Raw genomic sequence first — 22,548 nt, 5'->3', positions numbered from 1 at the left:
CTTACGATAACAAAGGCGGCTGTTCACATGTACTTTCCAGCAAATAATGGCGTCCGTCTTCAGATGAGCGGTGAATTCCATGCATAATTTCAAGCACATGTAAGGCCATATTGCCATTTGCACGTGGTTGTTTCCCTACTTCAATTGCTTTAGCCATATCAGCAAGTCCGATGCCACGCAAATTATCATGAGCGTCTCCATCAGGCTTCATTTCTTGCCACTCTTCTTCGCCATGTCTTTTCACTAGAAGTGGCTGATTAAAATGATTCGGATCAGGCAGGCTGATTGTACCGCCTTCTCCATAAATTTCAATGAACGGTGTCCGCGCCGCTGATACATCAAAGCTTGTTGTAATCGTCGCGGTCGCTCCGTTTACGAAATCGAGAATGCCAGACACATGTGTTGGGACCTGAACCGTTATTTTTTCTCCATTTTTCTTCGGGCTTGTAATCGTTCGTTCTGGAAACGTAATACGTGTAGATCCAGTGATTCTGTTGACTGGCCCTAATAAGCTAACTAGTGCGGTTATGTAATATGGACCCATATCGAACATCGGACCACCGCCTACATGATAAAAAATTTCAGGATTCGGGTGCCACGATTCCGGCCCACGTGACATCATAAAGGCCGATGCGCCTATCGGTTTTCCAATCACACCTTCTTCGATTAACTTACCGGCCAATTGAATACTTCCGCCTAGAAAAGTATCTGGAGCAGATCCTATAGTGACTTGTTTGAGACGGGCTTCATTCATGATTCTCTTGCCATCATCAAATGTAATCGCGAGCGGCTTCTCTGTATACACATGCTTTTCATTTTCGATTGCTTTTAGCGCTACCGCTGCATGAGCGTGTGGAACCGTCAAATTTAATACGATATCAATATCCGGCGAAGCCATCATTTCATCCACACTACCCATATGTTGGATGCCATATTTTACAGCAGCCGCTTTTGCTTTTTCAATATCCAAATCCGTACATGCCATAATAGTAAATTCAGGAAAACGACGGCTGTTTTCTAAGTAAATGCTACTAATATTCCCACAACCAATGATGCCTACGTTTAACGCCATACTTTCGTCCCCTTTTTATTTATTCAGAAGATAAGGAAGTTTCTTTTTCAGATACCTAATACTGATTTCCATGCTTTCAAATGGTGTGGTTCGGCTTAGATCCTGTTCGATCACCCACCACTGAACACCAACTTCTTCTCCTATAGTGAGCACCGCTTCAATATCAACCCCGCCAGTTCCCAGCTCTGCAAAAAATTGTTCTCCATCTGTCGTCATATCTTTCAAATGAACGAGTGGAGTTCGATTTTTATAGCGGTTAAGCCACTCTACCGGCTTTTCCCCAGCCTTTGTCAGCCAGTATATGTCGGGTTCTGCTTTCACATAGTCTGCGTTTGTATCATCAAAAATCGCCTCCAGTGCCATTCTTCCATCCGACATGCGTTCTAGTTCAAAATCATGATTATGATAGCAAAGGGTAATGCCCTCACGCAGACACGTTTCACCCGCCTCATCTAGCCATGGAATCAGCGTATTATAATCTTCTTCACTTCGTTGATCCGGCATTAAATACGGGCAAACTATATAGGTACTTCCTAATATCTTCTGATCTTCAATTACTTGTGCCAAGTTATGTTTCAACTCGACAAGCGGAACATGGCTAGATGCAGCTTTCAGTCCTAGATCATCCAATAACACACGGACTTCTGTCGCAGTCAATCCTCCAAGTCCAGCAAATTCAACGCCAGCAAAGCCTAGTTCTGCAACTTTTTTCAATGTACCAGCAAAGTCTTTTTCACTTTCCTCACGCAATGAATACATTTGAACTGCTATTGGAATCACTGTCATCTTTATCCCCATTTCTACTATTTTATTAGGTGGATAGACTTTCATGAAAAGAGTTTAGATTTTATTTCTTCATTGAAAACGGATTCATTTTTTCATAGTTTTCAGTTATACTACTTTTAGTGAAACGTTTCGATAAACGATAAAAAAAATATAAAAATACTTATATCTCATTACTAAAGCTATCGATACGATTCTATGAGTTATTATAAGTCTTCAGGTAACCGTTTTCAATGGTTTATTAGAAAATTGCCATTATTTATTTAAACACAGGAATAGTAGTCGTTCAATCCATCACGAATGCCTTTTTCCTATGAGATATACATTGAAACTTTTCAGCTAATCAAATACGATATAATACCGTTAAGGAAAAGATAGGGGACGTTATCGTGGTAAGTATTAAAGATATCGCGAAACATGCCGGTGTCTCGATTTCAACCGTATCCTATGCATTAAATGGGAGCTCTAAAATAACGGAAGCTACTTCAGCACGAATTCGGGAAATTGCAAAGGAATTGAACTATGTTCCAAATGCCGCCGCGCGCTCATTAAAAAAACGCGAAACAAAAATCATCGGTGCCTTTTTAATGTCCGATTACAGTGGTAATTTTTTTGGACCGCTTCTGCAAGGTATCAATGCTACACTTAACAGCACTGATTATGAACTAATCGTCTGCAACGGGATGAAATCTCATCGTTTCCTACCAGAACAAGTAATAGATGGCGCCATTGTTCTTGATTGGAGTTTTTCAGATGAAGAATTAATTAAATATGCTGACATAGGGTGTAAACTAGTCGTCTTAGATCGAGAACTTGAACACCAAAACATTAATCAAGTGATTCTGGATAATACAACCGGATCCGCTTTAGCCGTTCACTATTTGCTTGAAAAAGGCCACCGAAAGCTTTATATCGTTACAGGTCCTGATATTTCTTATGATGCCCATCAACGTCTGCAAGCTGTTAGAACAGCGGTAAAACAATGTGATGATATTCACTATCAGGAAATTAAAGGGGATTTTTCTAAACTTTCGGGCGCACGCGCAGCAGATCAAATCGTCAAAGAGTACAAAGAACCTGTTGCTGTTTTCTGTTTAAATGATGAAATGGCCATTGGCATGTATGATTATCTGTCAACAACAACGTATCAAATTGGAAAACACATACATATTATTGGCTTTGATAATATTGAAATGTCCCAATACATCATGCCAAATTTAGCTACCATTGATTATTCCAAGCATAAATGGGGAGCGCTTTGTGCTGGTAATCTAGTAAAACTTATTGCCAATGAGCCGGTTACAAACGAGACAATTGATGTGTCGTTAATTAAGCGAGGATCTGTTCAGTAAGGATAAGTGTTTTCTTTTATAATATGTACGTTAATGATTCCAATTTCGATTTGGGATCATTATTTTTTTAACTAAATAGTCTTATATCGTTTAATCTGGTTTCTTTTCTGAAAACAATAAGATCAATGTTGCAATTGGTCCAAGCAGCAAAGATAATAAAAACCAATTTAAACCAGTCCTGTTTTTACCTTGCGCTAATCCTGCATTAATAAGGGCAAGTGTTCCCCAACCAACAAAATATTGATTGTCCATTCTATTTCACCTCAGTAATCCTTGAATTCTCTTTTTCTACTCACCTTTAGATGGCTATTTGTCATTTCTTTGAGCTTATGACGCACATTCTAATTATAGGGGGATGTTCAAAAAGTCCGGTAAAAAAGCTTGCGAATTGCTTCAAACCTCTGTCTCCACGGTCCTCTCGGGATGCACTCCTCGAACTTCTCGGCTCTTTTTATCCTCCTTTTTGAACATGCACTTATATACGCATCTTCCTAATTTTCATATCATTCAGACAGCAATTGGACAGTCTGACAATCAAAATGTAGACATCACTTATCTGAAGCGATTGATTCCCTACTTTTCTTTATATTACCATATTATTCTAAACATTCCTTATGATCATGAATACCATTCCAAACGAATTGTTTTTAAACTTTTGAATGGCTGTTGATTTACGATTCATCCTCTACTATACTTGACGGTATTGAAGGAATAGGAGGAAACCCCAATGTTTGATTTTTCTACTTTAGGAGCGTTTATTGCAGTCGTAATTGGGCTCTTTTTAATTCCAGGTCCGGCTGTTCTTCTTACGGCCACTCGCACTGTTCAAGGTGGGCGTAAAGCAGGCGTAATTGCAGGTATTGGACTCGCGACTGGCGATTTGATTCATACTATATTTGCCGCGGTTGGACTTTCCGCCATTTTGATGACATCTGCACTTGCTTTTAATATTGTGAAGTTTGCAGGTGCTGCTTACTTAATTTATCTCGGCATTCGTGCGATATTAGAAAAGCCATCTGATCCTAAACTGCCAAAGGTTTCCCCGATATCGTCTTTAAGTACGTATGGTCAGGCCATTTTAACAGAAGTTCTTAACCCAAAAACAGCTCTCTTCTTTCTAGCATTTTTGCCACAATTCGTTCACCCTGAACAAGGGACATCTGTTCTCCAATTCTTGTTTCTCGGCCTAATCTTTGTATTCTTAGGTGTGATCTATACGACACTTATCGCCTTTTGCATTCGTCCACTCGGGCGGCTTGTTAAACGGATATCTTGGCTCGGCCGCTTTAGCGGTAAAATTGTCGGAGCCATCTATCTCGGACTTGGTTTAAAAGTGGCGTTTCAAAGTCGCTAATTCGAATTGAAGCTCATCAAAAAAACAAACAGTGAGTTAAATATAGATAATGATAATTAACTCTTGAGTTAAAAAGCCTATATCATGATTACCAAGTAATCATTGATACAGGCTTTTTATATTTCTCCTCTTGTTTGGTATTACAGCTTTTCTTACCAACATAGCATCATTTTATTAATTTTCTATTTTTGTCCTTTTGGAAATCATATGTATAGATTTTATATCCTTCATTGGCTCCGTCGGTGTTAAATAAAGTGAAACTTCCATCAGTGGGGGTTTTTTCATCCCCACTGATGGTTAGTCCCGTTCTACTGTCGCTAAATCTTCGATAAAGCGACAGTACGAACCCGATTGGTTCAACTAAACCGCTGAAGAGCACAGCGGTAGTTTCACTGTATCTCACCAATCGGGGATTTACAGGCTGTTTATCCCCCACCTATTTATTTCTTGATTCTCTCACAAAAATTGAGGTGGGGGTTTTACAGCCTGTTAAGCCGGGATAAATTGATGCTAAAGTATTTTCCTCTATTTAAAATTTCCCTACTCCCTTAAATTCCTTTAGTTCTCCATTGCGAGATACTTCAATAGTTTCAAGTAACCTAATACAATAGCTTTAGGGGCAATATGCCAAGCAGGAATTATTACAGCAGTCATTGGGGCACTATATTTTTTATATTTATTACGTTCTGAACGAAAAAAGGCATAAGAAAGGCGATCAATTATGACAACATTATCAGCAGAACAACTTTCTCTCTTACGGATCAACTCAAATCCTTGATACTATCAGTTTAGAAGTTCCTAAAGGTAAGATTAGCGTTATTATTGGGTCCAATGGTTGTGGTAAATCAACCATTTTACCTCAAGGTCCGAGGCCCCAGAAGATGTAACCGTCAAAGATCTATGTTACTACGGTAGACATCCACATAAAGGTTTATTTTCTAGACAAACTCCGGAAGATCATTCAATTGTAGAACGTGCATTATCGGCAACAAAAATGACTGATTTTGCAAATCGTACATTGGATCAATGATCTGGGAGATAAAGGCAAAGAGCGTGGATTTCAATGGCCTTAGCTCAAGATACAGATCTTTTATTAGTAGATAAACCAACAACCTATTTAAATCTAGCGCACCAAATTGAAATATTAGAATTACTGCGTGACTTAAACATCACTCACGGTCGAACGATAGTTATGGTTTTACATGATTTAAATCAAGCAGCGCAATACGCTGATCATCTCATTAGCATTGTTAAGGGGAAAATTTATCAAGAGGGGCCGCCCCAAAAAGGATTTACCACCAACATGATTAAAGAAGTCTTCGGACTAGAGCGCTGTCTTATTGAAAATCCTGTTGATCAAACACCCCTTTGCGTTCCTATTGGCCGATCATTAAGATCCATGATACGTACAAAAACCGTTGCCTTTAAGATGCAACGGTCCCTTTTTATTAGAAGCATTCATATGTACAAATGAATTTTTCTGTCTAACTATTGATGATCAGATTGTACAAAGTTTGCTTCATCCCCATAGAGTTTTGCTTATCATTTACTGCTTTTTCATTCATTTACATGTTGCTAAAATGATCTTACAAATCGATATCAACACCCATTAATTGTTCATACATCCCACTTTTCTCTTCTAAAAAGATATTCGTTTCTCTTCTATCCTTATAAAAGTCACTCCAGATATATGTTTTTGTAAAAGCACTCTCGGTTATTACATGGCTACTATGCTCCCATTTCCATCTTTGCTTTTCTTTCCTGATTCTCTTTTGTCATTTTTTCATAGAATTCCTTGTTAATTGGGTACTTCTTCATCGCGATCAATGCAATGATATGAGCAATTAGCGGTGCACCAAAGTACAGTCCTAATATAGACCAGTATAGTGTTGGAGTGACTTCCATCCCTGCTGTATAATGTGCAGCTCCAAGTACAGCTCCTAATAATAAACCACTTAGAGAACTAACCATTTTATCCACAAACGAGAACGCAGTGGCAATCATGCTAGGAATGAAACGTCCGTTTTTCCAAAGCTCATAATCGGCTACATCAGCAATCATTGGAATCTGATTCGTATCAGCCATTCTCTCGGCTAAACGGAAGAAAGAGATTAAAACAACCGCTAGAATAACAGAGCCCGCATCAAATGGTCGAATGACTAAAAGGATGGCCGCAGCAACAATGCTGAGAATTTGACCAATCACAAATGATTTTTTTAATCCTAAATAGACAGCTAAGCCAACACCGATAAAGGCACCTGCTAAACTAACAAAGGTTGCAGGTCCGTTGACGATTGCCTGAAATTCCGCACCACCCATGACAATCATAAAGAAGTAAGCCGTTGCTGAACTTTGAATGGAAGTCGCAATTTTCGTTGAAGACCCCGCAACAATCAGCATTTGAAGCGCTTTATTACCTTTAATAATAGAAATGAAATCTTTTATTTTAATCTGATTTTCCTTTTTAGTCATATCCTTTACTTCGTAGTAATTTTCATTATCCTTTTTCCAGATACCAGCCATTGCAATGATCGTGAATAAAGTGGTAAACCCTGCAATCATAAAAGCAAAGTTTCTAAATGAAGAAGGATCCTCTACCCCACCAAAATAATTTAAAATGATCATACCAAAGGAGAAAATAAGAATATCGAGTCCAGTCATGATAACCTGGTCAATTCCGCTTACTAGTGGGCGTTGCTTTGGATTATTCGTTAAAACATTTTGAGCACTCTTTGTACAAATCGTAGAACAAGTATAGCCAACGTTCCAAATGACGTAACAAACTGCAATCCATGTATACATGGCGATGTTACTATCTAATTGAAGCCCCCAATAGAGCCCAACCGTAGAGATGTTCATAATGATCATGCCCACAAACATATAAGGTCTGAATTTACCAAAACGAGTATTCGTTTTATCGATCATTAATCCAATCATTGGATCGATAAATGCATCAAAAATACGAGAAAATGTCATCATTCCACCGACGATAATAGCTGACAGCCCTAAGCTATCTGTACAATAATAGATAAAAAACATAAGGTACATAAAGTATTGAGCATTTGTTGCTGAATTGTTAAAAGCAAAAGCGACAAGCTGCCATGGTTTGGCGTTATTATATTGAATTTCACTAGCAATTGAACGATTTGCCATAGGATTTCCTCCTAAAAAAATGAGATTAAAATATTTAATATGGGTACATCATAATATGATAAAAGCGTTTTCACATCTACTATTGTTGGTTATTATGCAAAATCGAAGCTATAATGTTCCCGCTTACAAAATAAAAAATCGCAATTATCATACTTATCGATATATACAAAAAATAATTTGAACGTTAAGATGGTGTGATAATGAAATGAGAGTTTAGATAAAGGGGAAACGATGGAGAACTTACTAAATGAATTAACGGAAAAGTGTTGGATGATCAAAAGTGCTTTTAAAATGGATGTTGAAGTCATGGATGAACAATTCAGAACCATTCTACACATCTCAGATGACACAGAACCCCTCATCATGACAGAAACAAGGAAGGGGATGTATGCTCATTTTCAAAAAGCACTGATGAAGGCAAAGAAACATAGTTTTTGTTTTCAAACAGATTCCTTTTCCCTTTCCTATTTCGCCATAGCTCTTATCACCCATGAAACGGATAAAGGGATGGTCATAGTAGGTCCTTTTTTAAAAGAACGGGTAACAGATTCTTTCATTTGGCGTGTAATCAAGGAAAACCATTTGGAAAGTAGTTCGTTCAAATCTTTGGAATGCTATTATAAATCCATTGCTTATATAGGAGAATCATACTTAGCTTTAGGAGATGTTTTAGTGAATATCTATGGACATCCTCCTATAAAATCTCAAATAATCACAATGGTAAGCAATGAAGGAGACAATCCTAAAGAGCTTCAACCACAAGAATTTGATGAAGATGATTTTGATATTAAACTAAGATATGAGATTGAGAAAAAACTTTTACACTTTATTGAGGTAGGGAATACAGAAAAGGCACTGGAAACATTCGTAGAATTTTCGGGAGATTTCTTATACAGGGTGCCTGGAAATCCTTTAAGAGCAAGAAAAAACATTGCTTTCAGCTACAGTAGCATGCTTCGGTTGGCAGCCAATAAGGGTGGCGTAGCTCCACAATATTTGCATGGAATTTCAGAACTGTTTGCCATAAAGATTGAGGAAACCATCACCATATCTGAAATAGATCTGTTGGAAGTGGCTATGACAGAAGAATATTGTAATGCTGTGAGAAGCTTTGCGATGAAAGGACATAGTTCGGTTGTCAAACAGGTGCTCATGTATCTCAATCTTCATTTTAGTGAACCGATCAATCTACAATCAGTAGCAGATGAACTTGGGTTTAATCGGACCTATATAGCAAAGAAATTTAAAGATGAGATGAATATGACGGTCATTGATTATATTCAGAAGAAAAGAATCGATGAAGCAGTCTTTCTCATTGAACAGGGACAATCATCAATCACGGATATTAGCTATATGGTAGGATTTAGCAGCTATAATTATTTCTGTAAAGTATTTAAGGAAGTAAAAGGAATGACAGCAACGGAGTTTAAAAGCGGCAAAAGAGTAGACGTATGAAAGACTCATATGTCTACTCTTTTAAAAGTGGGATATGCATTTTGGGTTAGAGACTTTCGCCAAGTCATGCCATTATTGGCTTATATAAAAGTTTGATCATTTTCTACCTGTGTGCTCAACAATCGCGCCCTTTAATGGAATAACTAAAACATGATGAGAACTTTTAAAACAACTTAAATCTACTTTCACTAAATCTCCCATTAATTTAAGTAAAATGTGTACCAAACGTATTTTAGTAATAAGTCCAATATTTAACGTAGAAGTCGAAAACCTTTATATGATTTCATTTTATTTCTTCGCTGAATGATTAAAGGGAGCAAGTAAAACCAATAAAGACTCTGCTAATTGTAAAATCACCATCATCAATTATTTGAATTAGCATGAGTATATGGGTGACACAACGAAAAAAGAGGCCGTCCATTTTTGGACAGCCCCCTTTCCGCTAATTATAAAATTTCTAGTAAAACTCTTTATCATTACATTGGTTATCATCTTTGCTTCAGAGGAGGTATCTCCAAAATGAAGCGACTTTCAATCCTTAAAAACTATGAGAATACTGCAATTTTACGTGCGATAGATTCTGTTAAACGAGATGCTACTTTTGGAACAGCCCATTTAATGATTGGTGTTAACACCGCACCCGATAATCCGCCTGCATGGACTTCCACGGTACAAGTCATTGTTGTTTTACCATTAACATCTTCTGCAGTAAAGTGACCGCTTCCTGTAAAATTATCTGATAAACCTTTTAGTGCAAACTTAATATTTGAAGGTTCATTCCATTCGGTAATATCTACCTGCGCTTTTATTGTTTTTTTAATACCTTTCACATTACCTTCAAATGTCCAAATAGATTGATTGTCATTTATGATTTCATGTTCTTTATAGGCTGGTACTGTTGTTGCCCATTTTTCAAGATCACTGACATATTCCCAAACTGCTTGTACATCTATTGGAATTTCTACTGTATGTGTTCCCGTTGCCATTATGATCCCCACTTCCACTATGTATGAATTGTAAATTTACATCTCTACAAAATAATTATTACATAAAAAGCATAAACTTACATCTTATAATATTAATACTTTCAAATATTTTATGGCAATCACTATTCAACAATCTGGCCCGATTGCTGAACAAGGAAAAATCCTGCATATCAATACAGGACTTTTAATCAAACTTTTTACAAAGTATCGAACTTTATTTTAAAGCCACAACCATTTCTATCAATGAATGGATCGTGTCCAACTTTTTATCCCACTCTCCACAGGCAGTAAGCCCCCCACCTTAAGATTCCAGGAAACAAAAGAAGCTAGATGGGGGATGCCCCCCACTCATAGAAGTTTCCCTTTACCCTTGAACACCAGCCCAAAAAATATTCCAAGTAATCTGTTGTACTTTTTCATACGCCTGGCTGTTTTCATATAATAACTGGACATCGAGACCGTCTAATAGCGTGGCATACGCCATCGCACATTCTTCGGGACTTAGACGACAGGTATGCTTGGAAAAGCAAGCTGCAACCTCTTCTTTAAGAATGGCCAAATATAAACGGAATTGGGAGATGACATAGTCATAAACCTCCAATGGCGTAAAAGATGACAAAACAAGCATAAATGAAGCATTGGGATTCGTTAAAAAACGATTTTTATGTTCCGTTAAAAAGTTATACAACTGATGTTCGAGAGGTTCTTCTGCATGATCTTTAAAATAGCTCTGAACAAACAATCGTTCTTCTTGTACAACATCTTGATAAACTTCCAAAAAGAGTTCCTTTTTGGTTGAATAGTGATAGGAAAGAGATTGCTTCCGAATTCCGGTTTCTTCCGCAATTTGGGCCATCTTCGTTCCCTCATATCCATATTGGTTAAAATGTTTAATCGCTATCTTTTTTATCTGTTCTTTGCTCATCTTTTTACCTCCATAAGTCAAAATAAAGTAAAACTTCCATCAGTGGAGGGCATCCCCCACTGATGGTTAGTTGAACCAATCGGGGATTTACAGGCTGTTTATCCCCCACCTATTTATTTCTTGATTCTCTCACAAAAATTGAGGTGGGGGTTTTACAGCCTGTTAAACCGAGATAAAATGGGAGAGAGTCATAGTTCTAGGCTAATTCTCTCTTCTTTTTCATTTGTAAAACGAAAGTAGCATGAACAAGATATAGGAGTAAATATAAGACATAGGTAATGAGCGCTACATAGAATACAGCCTCATAGGAAAAGGTTTTTGCCACTATACCAAGTAAAATAGAGCCTCCGCCGATTCCTAAATCATAAAAATTAAAAAAGGATCCGATCGCATTTTCATGGTCATGTTCTTCCACTAGATTCAAGCATACAGTTTGAAGAGCAGGAAAAATGGCTCCGAATCCCATGCCATATAGAAAACCAGCCAAGAGAAACACAATCTCATTCTGGGCCGCGATAAGGACAATAAAACCAGCAATGCTAATCACTCCAGCAGGGATTAATACATAAGCAGGTCCTAGGTTGTCAAACATTTTACCAGAAACCAATCTTACAAGAAGACCTGCAATCGCTACAATGAAGAAAAACCATGCGACATTTTCAAATCCTTTATCGATTGCGTATAAAGTAGTGAATGACATGATTCCACCAGAGCTTATTCCTGTCATAAAAATGAGAATCGATGGAAATAGCACACGTTTTTCGATCAACTTGACTGTAGTGGTTGGAACTTCTACCGTTCTTAATTCATTTGCCATGTTAGGTTTTCGAGAAATGAAAATCGTTGTTAATAGGGCCAGTAAAATGAATGCCGTACAACTCATAAATAAACTTCCGAAATGATTGTTACCTAGGATACTAACCCCCATTAACGGTCCAATCGACATGGCCATCGTCTCTCCCACACCGAAATACCCCATACCTTCTCCTCGACGATCCTCAGGAATATTTTCAGCTGCGATGGTCGTAAAATAGGTGGTAGCTAAGCCAAAACCAAAGCCATGAATCACTCGGACAAAAATCATCATCCCAATGCCTGACGAAAGGTAGTATACCCCAGAAGATAGAGCACATATTGCGATGCCGATAATTAATAAATATTTTTTATCCATTTTGGTAGCAAGAACACCTGCAAAAGGCCGAATGAGAATCGCTGAAAACACAAATATTCCTGTCACTAATCCAATTTGTGTAGCATCTCCACCAATACGCGAAACAAATAGAGGCAAGGTCGGAAGCAACATCTCGAACGCCCCAAATAATAAAGCATTAGCCAACATAACAAAAATAAAAGAACGGCTCCATAGTTTTACCTTTGAAGTTTGTTTTGTAATAACAGGCATATGAATCCCCCACATTATAAATTATATCTCGAAGATATGGAATTCATTATATCTGACTCAAGTCAGTTTGTAAATTAAATCCAGAAGATTCATAGGTGTTTTTAAAAATATTTACAGGTAGTTTGAAAAACTGAAATCAAAACCAAGCGTTTTTAAAATCAAGATGCTATACAAAAAGATCACAAAACTTTCCTCTTATTTCATCATAAACATCTAATTCTGACACTGTTATGCTTAAAAAGTCTTCGTTTGTCTCATAAACTATCACTTTAGGAGATATTTTGAACATACAACTATAAAACCCAGCTACTTCACATGAGAAGATTAGCTGGGTTTTATAGTTGGAGTCAAGGACATTTTCAGTATAGTAGTTGAGCCGCTCTACACTTTCGATTGTTTTGCGAACTGCAATCGAATAAAGCGTTTACTATCTATCGTTACTCATTAGAACCCTTTTAACCATATTATTCTTTTATTACAAGCTTAAGCGGAGCAGGAATAATTTTCTCAACTTTTTTTCCACTTAACACATCACGTCCAGCATCAACTGCAAGTTTGCCAATTAATTCTGGTTGTTGAGCCACTGTTGCCTCAAGCTTTCCTGCTTTAATTGCATTTAGGGCATCTTCATTTCCATCAAAGCCAATCACCATAATATCTCTACCTGAACTATTGATTGCTTCAATGGCACCTAATGCCATTTCATCATTATGTGCAAACACAGCTTTTATCGTTGGATTTGCTTGAATGATGTTTTCCATAACTGTTAACCCTTTTGTCCGGTCGAAATCTGCTGATTGTTTAGCGATTACCTGAAGATTCGTATCCGCAATCATATGGAATCCCTTCCCTCTTTCTCGAGTTGCCGAAGCACCAGGTACTCCTTCAAGTTCCGCTACTACAGCAGCTTTTCCAAGCTTTTCAACCATATATTCAGCTGCCATTTCGCCACCTTTACTATTATCTGAAGCAACCAAGGTTACGACATCGCCTTTATCTGAAGAGCGATCGAGCGTGATAACAGGAATGCCAATTGCATTTGCAGATTGAACAGCTGATGATATGGCAGCTGAATCAGTCGGGTTAATCAACAGTACATCAACACCTTGCTGAATTAAATCCTCAACATCATTGCTTTGCTTGGCAGTATCATTTTGTGCATCCACCACTTTCACGTCCATACCTAGAGCTTTCGCTTCTTTCACGACACCATCCTTTAAAGATACGAAAAACGGATTGTTTAAAGTCGATATCGAAAGTCCTATTTTAATATCCGTTGTTTTTTCTTTTTTTGCAGGCTTTGCCCAGTTAGGCGGTTCCATTGAACACGCACTTAAGAGCAAGAGTGTTAGTGATAGAAATACGACCAATAATTTTTTCAAAATAACCACTCCTTATGCTGTTTTCTTACGATCCAGTAATACTGCGATTATAATGACGACCCCTTTAACAACCATTTGATAGAAGGATGAAACCCCAAGCATATTCAAGCCATTATTTAATGTCCCAATAATCAAAGCACCAATCAATGTGCCAAATATTCTTCCTTTACCACCCGTTAAGCTCGTCCCACCAAGAACGACTGCTGCAATTGCATCCAGTTCATAGGAAGTACCCGCAGTTGGCTGAGCAGAATTCAAGCGTGATGTCAAAATCGCACCGGCCAGTGCTGCTAATAATCCGGAAAGTCCGTAAATCATGACTTTTACTCGTGGCACCTTAATGCCTGAAATTAAAGAAGCTTTTTCATTGCCTCCAATCGCATATGTTTTTCGGCCAAATGGCGTTTTATGCAAAATTATATACAGCACGGCAAAGGTGACCATCATCGTAATTGCAGGTACAGGGATGCCTATGAAATAGCCTTTACCGAATAATTGAAATAAGACATTCTCTCCAAGCCCTGTAATTGGGTTTCCACCTGTGTAGACAAGCGTCAATCCCCTAAAGATAGTCATCGTTGCAAGCGTAGCAATAAATGGCGCCATTTTACCTTTTGTGATTAATAACCCATTGACCATACCCATCATTCCACCAAGTAGACAGCCAATGATGATTGCAATCATTGGATCCATACCAGAAACAATCATACCAGCCGTTAAGGCACTTGAAAGAGCAAGGATCGCGCCGACTGATAAATCAATGCCACCTGTTAAAATAACGAAGGTCATACCAAACGCAATTAAGGCATTGATCGACACTTGACGAAGAAGGTTTAATAAGTTTAAAGGTTCAAGAAAGTTTGGATTTAGTATCGAAACAATGACAAACAACAATAGCAATCCAAGTAGTGGACCTAATTTTTGCGTCATTGTACTAAGATAATTCGTTTTTAGGGGCTGAGTCCCTTCATTCACTGATTTCATGTTCCAGTCCTCCTGTTGCTAATGTCATAATTTTTTCTTGAGTAGCTTCTGCTCTAGCTAATTCACCACTTATTTTACCTTCATGAACAACGAGGATTCGATCGCTCATTCCAAGCACTTCTGGCAATTCAGAGGAAACCATAATAATCGCAACGCCTCTGCTTGTCAGTTCATTCATCAATTGATAAATTTCCCGCTTCGCACCAACGTCGACCCCTCTCGTCGGTTCATCTAAAATTAACACTTTCGGACCAATTCCTACCCATTTAGCAATGACGACTTTTTGCTGATTACCTCCAGACAAGTTGCCCACTCTCGTTTCTGCAGACTGTGTCTTAACTGTTAACCGCTTGATCAACATATTAACAAAATCCAATTCACTTTTTTCATTAATAATGCCTTTGGGCGCAAAGCTGTACAGAGTTGGCAATACCATGTTTTCTTTTATCGAAAAATCAAGGATTAATCCCTCGTCTTTCCGATCTTCTGTAATAAAGCCAATCCCTAATCGTACGGCCTGTTCAGGTTTCTTAATGACCGCTCTTTCACCATTCAACCAGATCTCACCGATATCCAGCTTGTCGAGACCAAAGATCGCGCGCATAATTTCTGTACGACCTGCTCCCATTAACCCTGAGAAGCCAACGATTTCTCCCGATCGAACGGAAAAGCTAACATCCTGAAACACCCCTGCCTTAGAGATTCCTTTCACCTCTAACACGGTTTCGCCAATCTTTGAATCTCGTTTGGGAAAACGATCAGTCAGCTCCCTACCAACCATTTTCTTTACAACCTCATCAAAGCTTGTCTCAGGAATCGCTTTCGTATCGACTGTTTTACCGTCTCGCATGACGGTAATTCGATCGCAAATAGCAAAAATTTCTTCCATCCTGTGGGAAATATAAACGATTGATACGCCATCTTTCTTTAATGCTGCAATCACTTGGAACAGTTTTTCGATTTCTCTTTCTGTTAAAGCAGCTGTCGGTTCATCCATAATAATGATTTTGGCATCTGTCATTAACGCTTTTGCGATTTCAATCATTTGCTGCTCGCCAACGGAACATGCCCCTGCTTCTTTATCTAATGGAATCGAAACGGCCAGTTTATCAAATTGTTCTTTTGCTAACGTTTTCATTTCTTTCGTTTTCAGTAATCCGAAAGCTGATTTTAATTCCTTGCCAATAAATAAATTATCAAGGACAGTCATTTCGGGCCAAATGTTCAACTCTTGATGAATGAAGGTTATTCCAGCTCGCTCGGCTTCTTTCGGGCTAGCAAAATACGTTTCTTTTCCATCAATTATTATGCTACCTTTATCGAGTGAATGAAGTCCTGTCAACACATTCATTAACGTTGATTTTCCAGCGCCATTTTCCCCCATGAGAGCATGAACTTCTCCAGCAACAAGTTCAAAGTCAACACCAGTAAGAACTTGATTCGTTCCAAATGCTTTATAGATGTTTTCCATTGAAATTTTCATTTACCACACCTCTTTTTAGAAAAATACACCGGATTGTAAAATACAATTCGCAAATGGCGTCACTTCTCCTGTGCGAATGATTACTTTAGCCTGTTTTGTTAATACCTTAAATTCCACATGTGTAACCCGTTCCACATTCGTTTCATGAAAGGTTTTATTCAAATAATCAAAGGTTTCTGGATTTCCGTCCACCATTTCAGAGGCCATGATCACTTTTTCAATGACCATGTCCTCTCTTATCACATCAACAACTTCCTTAAAAGATGGGGTCCCCTGTTTTAACGCTAGGTCGACCTTCACTACCCCATCTGGAACCGGCAAGCCGGCGTCTGCTATTACAATCATATCCGTATGACCGAGGTCACTTAAAATCTTTGAAATGTGGCTGTTTAAAATTCCTGACTTTTTCAAATTACAGACTCCCTTCGACAGCAGCTCTTGTTGGCATGCCACCTTGAGCGCCAAACTTCGTAACCGAAAGAGAGGCTGCTCTGTTCGCAAACCGAACACTATCACTAAACCCTTTGTCTTCTGCTAATGCAACAGCAAAGGCAGCATTAAACGTATCTCCCGCACCAGTCGTATCCACAACTTCCACTTGATAAGATGGAATGAGAACTTCCTTTTCCCCATCATGATACCGCACACCATTTTTTCCTTCTGTGATGAAAACCTTATTTGGATATTGCTTTAAGGCTGCATGAATATCATCACTCCCAAATAGTACGGCTGCTTCAAGTTCATTCGGCGTAATATAAGTGGCTCTTTCTATGACCTTTTGGCTTAATGGTCTCGCAGGAGCAGGATTTAATAGAAGTGGAATCCCCAGGCTGTGACATGTTTCGCTCACATACTCGACTGTTTCTTCTGGAATCTCTTGTTGAATGAGAACGATATCAGATTCTCGAATAACCTCTAGCTTCTGTTCGATATACTCCGCCGTTACCATGTCGTTTGCACCTTTGACAACGATAATACTGTTGTCTCCCTCAGCAAGCGTTATGTGTGCGGTTCCGCTTTCCATATCTGTAACCCGTTCCACACATTGCGTTAGCACATTGTTTTTTGAGAAATTCTTAATAATCTCTTTCCCAAAATCATCATCGCCAACCCGGCCAATCATTGTCACTTCTGCTCCAAGGCGGCTAGCCGCTACTGCTTGGTTGGCCCCTTTTCCGCCTGGCACTGTTTTGAAAGACTCCCCAAGAATCGTTTCTCCTTTATCAGGTCGTTTCTGCGCTGTTACGACCAAGTCCATCGATGAACTGCCGATTACTGTTATTTTAACCATTTTTCTCAACCTTCCTTGTCGTCTGCCTTTCGATAAACATTACAGGCATTTGGATGTTTTTTTCAAAATGTGTTTCCTTATTGATCAATCTTATAAGCAGTTTTGCCGCTTCCTTTCCCATATCATACGCAGGCTGCCTAATCGTAGATAGCGGTGGAAATAGCAGTCTGCTTAGTGGGATGTCATCAAACCCGATCAGTTGCAAGTCCTCTGGGATTGCTTTTCCCAATCGTAATGCTTCATGCATAACCGCAGCCGCAACCACATCGTTACTCGCAAGTATACCGTCTGTATCAGGGTACTTCCCAAATAATTCCTTCGCCCACATCTCTGCGTCTGAAAAAGAAAATGAACTAGTCTCTATCACAGAAAAATCTACGTTTTCTGCACGAAGCTCTGCTATTGCTCCGTTGAATCGATCTTGTGCAGTTTGTAATTGTGCAGGTCCTTTAAGAATAGTAATCCGTTTGCTCCCTCGTTTCACTAACTCCGAGGCAGCTATTCGTCCACCTTCGATTCCATCTGCAAAGACAGATGGATGGTCATTAAAAGTCCTGTCAAGGAAAACCACCGGTGATGAAAGATTATCATAATGGCTACGACCTGTAAGATTCGTTGCCGTAATGATACCTGTTACATTATTTTGTTTAAATGTTTGTATATAATCTATTTCTTTCGGATATTTCTCGTCTATATTGCCGATGATTAATTGATAGCCTTGCTCTTGTATCTCATCCTCGATCCCTCGTGCAAGCTCAGGAAAGAATGGATTTCGAATATCCGGGAGCAATAAACCAATCAATCTAGATTTCTTTTTAAAAAGTGATCGAGCGACTTCATTTGGTTTATAGCTCAGCTGCCCAATGGCTTCGATTACCAGTTTTCTAGTATTTTCATGAACATACCCATTATTATTTAGCACTCTTGAAACAGTCGCTACCGAGACTCCTGCTTGTTTAGCGACATCCTTTATTGTTGCCATTTAGCTTCACCTCATATGTAACCGATTACACATTTAATTTATCATAGTTATTTTGAAAATACAACTATCGGCTCTCTTTTTAGAAAGATAATTTATTGAATTTTACTTCCAAAAATATTATAGATGAGATCGAGATCAAAGGGTCAAATCACGCAATCTGATAGTCCTCTGATTTCGTTAAAAACCGCTTTCAATAGAGAGCTTCCAAACTCTCTATTCCTAAATATTAAGATTCATATATCAATGACAGTTTGTGAAGGATGCAGTGCAGAGTGGGAAGCTGCCAAAATATTTGTTGAAAATGTTGAAGAGTAATTTGCAGTACGCTTCAGACACAAACTGTGCAGTAAAAAGGACATGGATTTTCCATGCCAATAGTTGTATTTTTTTATCTGCTAGCCCCAATATTGCTGATACTGAGGTACGTAAGGAGTTTGTTGGTATTGCGGAATATTATATTGCGGCTGTTGATATTGTTGATCTACATATTGATGTGGTGTATGTTCCTTTACTTTGTTGCAATTCGTGTATGGACCTATATATGTTGTTGGTTTAACTGGTGCAACTGCTTTTTTCCATTGATTTTCATCGATGCAATAAGTATGCGACATGACGTTTGCAGGAGTAAATTTTAAGAGGTCAGACCCTAAGATTACTTCTGGGGTTGGTGCATCAAAAATTGCCAAAAGATGAGTGTCATCAAGTGTAGCTACTTCATAATGCCACCAACCTTGTGGAACGTTTGCCACTTGTCCTGGTGTAATAGTGTAATTGAGAAGTTGTTTTGTGAATGGGTTCAGTATCGATACAGTAGCAGCACCAGAAATACAATAGACTAACTCAGCTGCATTTTGGTGATAGTGCGGTTCTACGACATTATTAGTACTTAGGAAAATGTCTAGCAGAGACACATTTTCCAATGTATTCAACTGTTGCACACCTAATACGTTAATATAGTTGTTGTTATCTTTTTTGAACAAGGGACTTTTATTTACGTCAAAAGTGTATTGAGTTGATGGAGATGTGTAATCCATATATGAAACCATAAATTTTTTCCACCTTTACATTAGATATAAACAAACCTTCTAGGCATTTTATGTACGCACAATTAGTTTGGTGTGCGTAGTTATTAAAAACTTATTAGTATGCAGTTCGACTATACTATGCAGTAAATCAGAGTGAATGTTAGGGATTCTTGCATTAACTTGTCTCGCTTGCACAATAAGAACGGATATCATAAAGACAAGACAGTCGTGCTTTTTCATTAAAGCACCCGGTTAACCATCCATGCAGCGGAAATATCACTGCTGCACTACAGAGATTGAAAATATTGTGAACTGTCCATATTGGTTCTTATCCAGTCAATCCATAGCTCAATAAATTCTGGCTCACTCCATTTTTTAACGAATGAGAAGGGTCTTCTTAGGTATTGTCTTTTTTCGAAGTTATAGAAGTTTATTTTCATGGTAGTTGAATAAAAAAATGCTTTACTCTTAAGTAGTAAAGCAATCGTTTTAAGGGGAATTTCGGATTAAATACATAAATTCTATAGTTATATTATGAACTTCATTTTTTTCCTTTTAGAGTCTACTATCACTTTCGATACGGTTCACCGTAATGGATAAAACTGCAAAAAAAGCCAACTAATATAGGATTTGATTAGATACAAGAATCAAATTTGTAATAAAAAGCTCCCCTTCCATAATCATTTCCTAATAAGAAATCAAAAGGGATTTAAAAGGGTTATCATACATGGACAATTTCTTGTAATCAATCGTTTTTTAATTCCGAAGACAATAATAATCTCATTCACCAAAACCTGACGTTAGTTTTCATCATTTCAAAAAAAAGGACCTGAGAACTCCCCCACATGCAAGGCAACGAATTTCACTCTCTAACTTTAAACCATAATGGAGATTGATCCTTTGGGTCTCCATTATAATTGATCATTATTTCTTCTCCCTTATGAATATCTTTCCTTGCATAGAAGTCTATCGATTGGTTTTTAATGTTAGTTATATACCCAGCATTAGGAGTGTAAGAGTGATTGTATAATGAACCATATCCTAAAGCGAGAGCTTTATCCTCTTCCCACCAGAAAACATAGTTCAGGAGAATACTCTCCCTCATTACCTTCCATTCTTTTTTAGGAATAACAATCACTGGCGCTTCCTCAATTAATTCGTCATTCTTAATATTACGGTTTGCAAATATCCCTCGACCATACTTCCCCGTATTTCTCATAACGATTGGTCCCACAGTATTTCCTCCTTTATGTCAAATCCTTCAGATGCTCGCGAAGATATCTATTCCGATTTGAAATATATCGTAGGATAAGTTCTGGCTCATTATCAAACATATCGATCGACTTCTTTTTATATGGATCTAAAGTTATATAAGGGCGTATTTGCCTGTGCAGATTTGTAATGATTGGTTCTAACGCCTCAATTGTAAACGCAGTTTCCAAAATTTCTTCAAGGATAAGACGGTATTGATCACGAAATACCTTTACATCAAGAAGACGTGCAGTGAGTGTATTATAGCCTTCTATAGGAACATAATCGTATTCCATCATTTCCCCATCCCAATCCCTGCCCCATGTTGCATCATAATCCCATGGAATCATCTCGAACAATCCATTTTCGCCATTTCGATATAGTGCATAATTGTGAATGAAACCATCAAAGTTTTGTGTACAAACCACACCACATAGCCACAACAAATATTTTTTTACATCCATGTTTTTTGCAATTTCTTCACCAAAATCGTTCCTTGAAATTGTATTAATTTTATATATGAGCATTTCTAAATCAAGGTCATCCTCAGCTTTCCCTAATTTCCGGTCATACCCGGATAGCAAAGATGATTTTGGTTTACGTTTCGGAGTTAATAAGGAAAAATTAGCATGATAATTCGTTGCGTAAAAGATTGGACCATACGAAAGCTGTCTTTTTTGCAAAAACCATTCATCTACCGATTCAAGCTGTAAATAAATGCCCATAGGCTTTCCATTAACTTCGATGACAACATGCTTACAATCAGGAGAAACACTCCCAATATTTCGAAAAAAATCAAAGGATAACTTGTTTCGAATTAATGAGGGATCGCGATATTCAGCATTTAGGTGAACTTCGCGCCCTTTAAATTCTTCATTATATGTTCCAAAGTCGATTCTATACGATTTCTTTGGGAAATTACGTATGTGATCTCCTCGATAAGTAATACCAATATCGTATGGAGTGTTGTCTACTACTAGTCTGGCAGGATGAGACTCCTCATCCCAAACGTTATCTTCCAGTTCTTCAAGGTGCCTAGATTCAATAAAAATACTGATTGTAGGAATATTATGTTGCATAACATCATACCTTCTTTTTTACATTCCATCTTATGAGGAAGGGAGTACATTTGATAATAAAATAAAATACATAAAATAGAACAAAGACATAGGACAAATAAAATAAGATTTCATAATATACACTACCTTATATTTTAAGGAGTTTTAGCGAAAGGTGGTTTTATAAATGGGAAGAGCCGAAATTTTAGAATTAATTGAACAAGCAGAAAAAACAGGACTGGATGAATTCTTAACTCGAAATCCAGTAGCAAAAGGTACCGGCACTGGTAGTACTGGCACTGGTGGCACTGGCAAAGGTGGCACTGGCAAAGGTGGCACTGGCAAAAGTGGCACTGGCAAAGGTGGCACTGGCAAAAGTGGCACTGGCAAAGGTGGCACTGGCAAAGGAAAAGGGAAGGGGAAAGGGAAATAAGGGTAAAGATAACCTTACCCCAGCTGTCGAGAAATTCACGGCAGCTGTTTTTTTATTTGCTTAAAATCTATACTTTTATAGCCTTAGTATTACGAATATCATAGAAAACTCGCCCTTACTCTTGGTACGGGTCACTGTAGACTCTAACTGCGAATCTAAAAAAAGAACCTTAAATCC

At 38.1% G+C, this 22,548-nt stretch carries 20 protein-coding genes and 1 pseudogene; 5 read left to right on the top strand and 16 right to left on the bottom strand.

Annotated features, from left to right (window positions below):
• Position 1: 1 nt before the first annotated feature.
• Positions 2-1,072 (bottom strand): Gfo/Idh/MocA family protein, encoded by a 1,071-nt coding sequence (locus ACIQZI_RS00330; protein ID WP_403067943.1) that lies wholly within the window; start codon positions 1,070-1,072, stop codon positions 2-4.
• Between the two features lie 15 nt (positions 1,073-1,087).
• On the bottom strand, positions 1,088-1,858 hold the full coding sequence (locus ACIQZI_RS00325; protein ID WP_403071901.1) for a sugar phosphate isomerase/epimerase family protein: 771 nt from the start codon (positions 1,856-1,858) through the stop codon (positions 1,088-1,090).
• Positions 1,859-2,244: 386 nt separating this feature from the next.
• Between ACIQZI_RS00325 and ACIQZI_RS00320 the strand changes: the two genes are divergently transcribed.
• Positions 2,245-3,207: a LacI family DNA-binding transcriptional regulator gene (locus ACIQZI_RS00320; protein ID WP_062175757.1), complete on the top strand. Its 963-nt coding sequence runs from the start codon at positions 2,245-2,247 to the stop codon at positions 3,205-3,207.
• A gap of 90 nt (positions 3,208-3,297) precedes the next feature.
• Here ACIQZI_RS00320 and ACIQZI_RS00315 read toward each other — a convergent pair whose 3' ends face one another.
• Positions 3,298-3,459, bottom strand: coding sequence for a hypothetical protein (locus tag ACIQZI_RS00315; RefSeq protein ID WP_172796805.1), 162 nt, complete (start codon positions 3,457-3,459; stop codon positions 3,298-3,300).
• Between the two features lie 475 nt (positions 3,460-3,934).
• On the opposite strand from ACIQZI_RS00315, the gene ACIQZI_RS00310 reads away from it, so the two are divergent.
• Both ACIQZI_RS00310 and ACIQZI_RS00305 read left to right on the top strand, forming a co-directional pair.
• Positions 3,935-4,561: a LysE family translocator gene (locus tag ACIQZI_RS00310; protein WP_062175755.1), complete on the top strand. Its 627-nt coding sequence runs from the start codon at positions 3,935-3,937 to the stop codon at positions 4,559-4,561.
• Between the two features lie 721 nt (positions 4,562-5,282).
• A pseudogene (locus ACIQZI_RS00305) lies at positions 5,283-6,035 on the top strand (ABC transporter ATP-binding protein).
• 254 nt (positions 6,036-6,289) lie between these two features.
• On the opposite strand, the gene ACIQZI_RS00300 reads toward ACIQZI_RS00305, so the two are convergent.
• On the bottom strand, positions 6,290-7,714 hold the full coding sequence (locus ACIQZI_RS00300; RefSeq protein WP_403067938.1) for an MFS transporter: 1,425 nt from the start codon (positions 7,712-7,714) through the stop codon (positions 6,290-6,292).
• Positions 7,715-7,945: 231 nt separating this feature from the next.
• On the opposite strand from ACIQZI_RS00300, the gene ACIQZI_RS00295 reads away from it, so the two are divergent.
• Positions 7,946-9,169 (top strand): helix-turn-helix transcriptional regulator, encoded by a 1,224-nt coding sequence (locus ACIQZI_RS00295; RefSeq protein WP_403067935.1) that lies wholly within the window; start codon positions 7,946-7,948, stop codon positions 9,167-9,169.
• Between the two features lie 545 nt (positions 9,170-9,714).
• Here the strand turns inward: ACIQZI_RS00295 and ACIQZI_RS00290 are convergent.
• The 12 genes from ACIQZI_RS00290 to ACIQZI_RS00235 all read right to left on the bottom strand — a co-directional run bounded on the left by ACIQZI_RS00290 (position 9,715) and on the right by ACIQZI_RS00235 (position 21,959).
• Positions 9,715-10,155, bottom strand: coding sequence for an SRPBCC family protein (locus ACIQZI_RS00290; RefSeq protein WP_403067932.1), 441 nt, complete (start codon positions 10,153-10,155; stop codon positions 9,715-9,717).
• Between the two features lie 364 nt (positions 10,156-10,519).
• Complete coding sequence (locus ACIQZI_RS00285) at positions 10,520-11,080, bottom strand: TetR/AcrR family transcriptional regulator (protein WP_403067929.1); 561 nt, start codon at positions 11,078-11,080, stop codon at positions 10,520-10,522.
• A 196-nt stretch (positions 11,081-11,276) separates the two neighbouring features.
• Complete coding sequence (locus tag ACIQZI_RS00280) at positions 11,277-12,482, bottom strand: MFS transporter (protein WP_403067926.1); 1,206 nt, start codon at positions 12,480-12,482, stop codon at positions 11,277-11,279.
• A 464-nt stretch (positions 12,483-12,946) separates the two neighbouring features.
• Positions 12,947-13,864 carry a ribose ABC transporter substrate-binding protein RbsB gene (gene rbsB / locus ACIQZI_RS00275; protein WP_403067923.1) on the bottom strand — a complete coding sequence of 306 codons (918 nt, stop codon included), beginning with the start codon at positions 13,862-13,864 and terminating at the stop codon, positions 12,947-12,949.
• Between the two features lie 12 nt (positions 13,865-13,876).
• Positions 13,877-14,848, bottom strand: a complete 972-nt coding sequence (locus ACIQZI_RS00270) for an ABC transporter permease subunit (RefSeq protein ID WP_403067920.1) — start codon at positions 14,846-14,848, stop codon at positions 13,877-13,879.
• Positions 14,832-16,331: a sugar ABC transporter ATP-binding protein gene (locus ACIQZI_RS00265; protein ID WP_403067917.1), complete on the bottom strand. Its 1,500-nt coding sequence runs from the start codon at positions 16,329-16,331 to the stop codon at positions 14,832-14,834. The genes ACIQZI_RS00270 and ACIQZI_RS00265 overlap by 17 nt, the downstream gene beginning before the upstream one ends.
• A 15-nt stretch (positions 16,332-16,346) precedes the next feature.
• Positions 16,347-16,742, bottom strand: a complete 396-nt coding sequence (rbsD, locus tag ACIQZI_RS00260) for a D-ribose pyranase (RefSeq protein ID WP_403067914.1) — start codon at positions 16,740-16,742, stop codon at positions 16,347-16,349.
• A 1-nt stretch (position 16,743) separates the two neighbouring features.
• On the bottom strand, positions 16,744-17,622 hold the full coding sequence (rbsK, locus tag ACIQZI_RS00255) for a ribokinase (RefSeq protein WP_403067911.1): 879 nt from the start codon (positions 17,620-17,622) through the stop codon (positions 16,744-16,746).
• Complete coding sequence (locus ACIQZI_RS00250) at positions 17,615-18,604, bottom strand: LacI family DNA-binding transcriptional regulator (RefSeq protein ID WP_062175733.1); 990 nt, start codon at positions 18,602-18,604, stop codon at positions 17,615-17,617. Before ACIQZI_RS00250 ends, rbsK begins: the two co-directional genes overlap by 8 nt.
• Positions 18,605-18,999: 395 nt before the next feature.
• A complete protein-coding gene (locus ACIQZI_RS00245; RefSeq protein WP_403067907.1) occupies positions 19,000-19,650 on the bottom strand; it encodes a cupin domain-containing protein in 651 nt (216 codons plus the stop codon).
• 841 nt (positions 19,651-20,491) lie between these two features.
• Positions 20,492-20,863 (bottom strand): SET domain-containing protein, encoded by a 372-nt coding sequence (locus tag ACIQZI_RS00240; protein WP_403067904.1) that lies wholly within the window; start codon positions 20,861-20,863, stop codon positions 20,492-20,494.
• A gap of 13 nt (positions 20,864-20,876) precedes the next feature.
• Complete coding sequence (locus ACIQZI_RS00235) at positions 20,877-21,959, bottom strand: CotH kinase family protein (RefSeq protein ID WP_403067901.1); 1,083 nt, start codon at positions 21,957-21,959, stop codon at positions 20,877-20,879.
• Between the two features lie 166 nt (positions 21,960-22,125).
• On the opposite strand from ACIQZI_RS00235, the gene ACIQZI_RS00230 reads away from it, so the two are divergent.
• A complete protein-coding gene (locus ACIQZI_RS00230; RefSeq protein ID WP_403067896.1) occupies positions 22,126-22,371 on the top strand; it encodes a hypothetical protein in 246 nt (81 codons plus the stop codon).
• Positions 22,372-22,548 lie beyond the last annotated feature (177 nt).

The sequence above is a fragment of the Peribacillus sp. NPDC096379 genome, from assembly GCF_044762875.1.
Classification (GTDB): Bacteria; Bacillota; Bacilli; order Bacillales; family DSM-1321; genus Peribacillus.
This window is presented reverse-complemented; position numbering and strand designations above follow the sequence as displayed.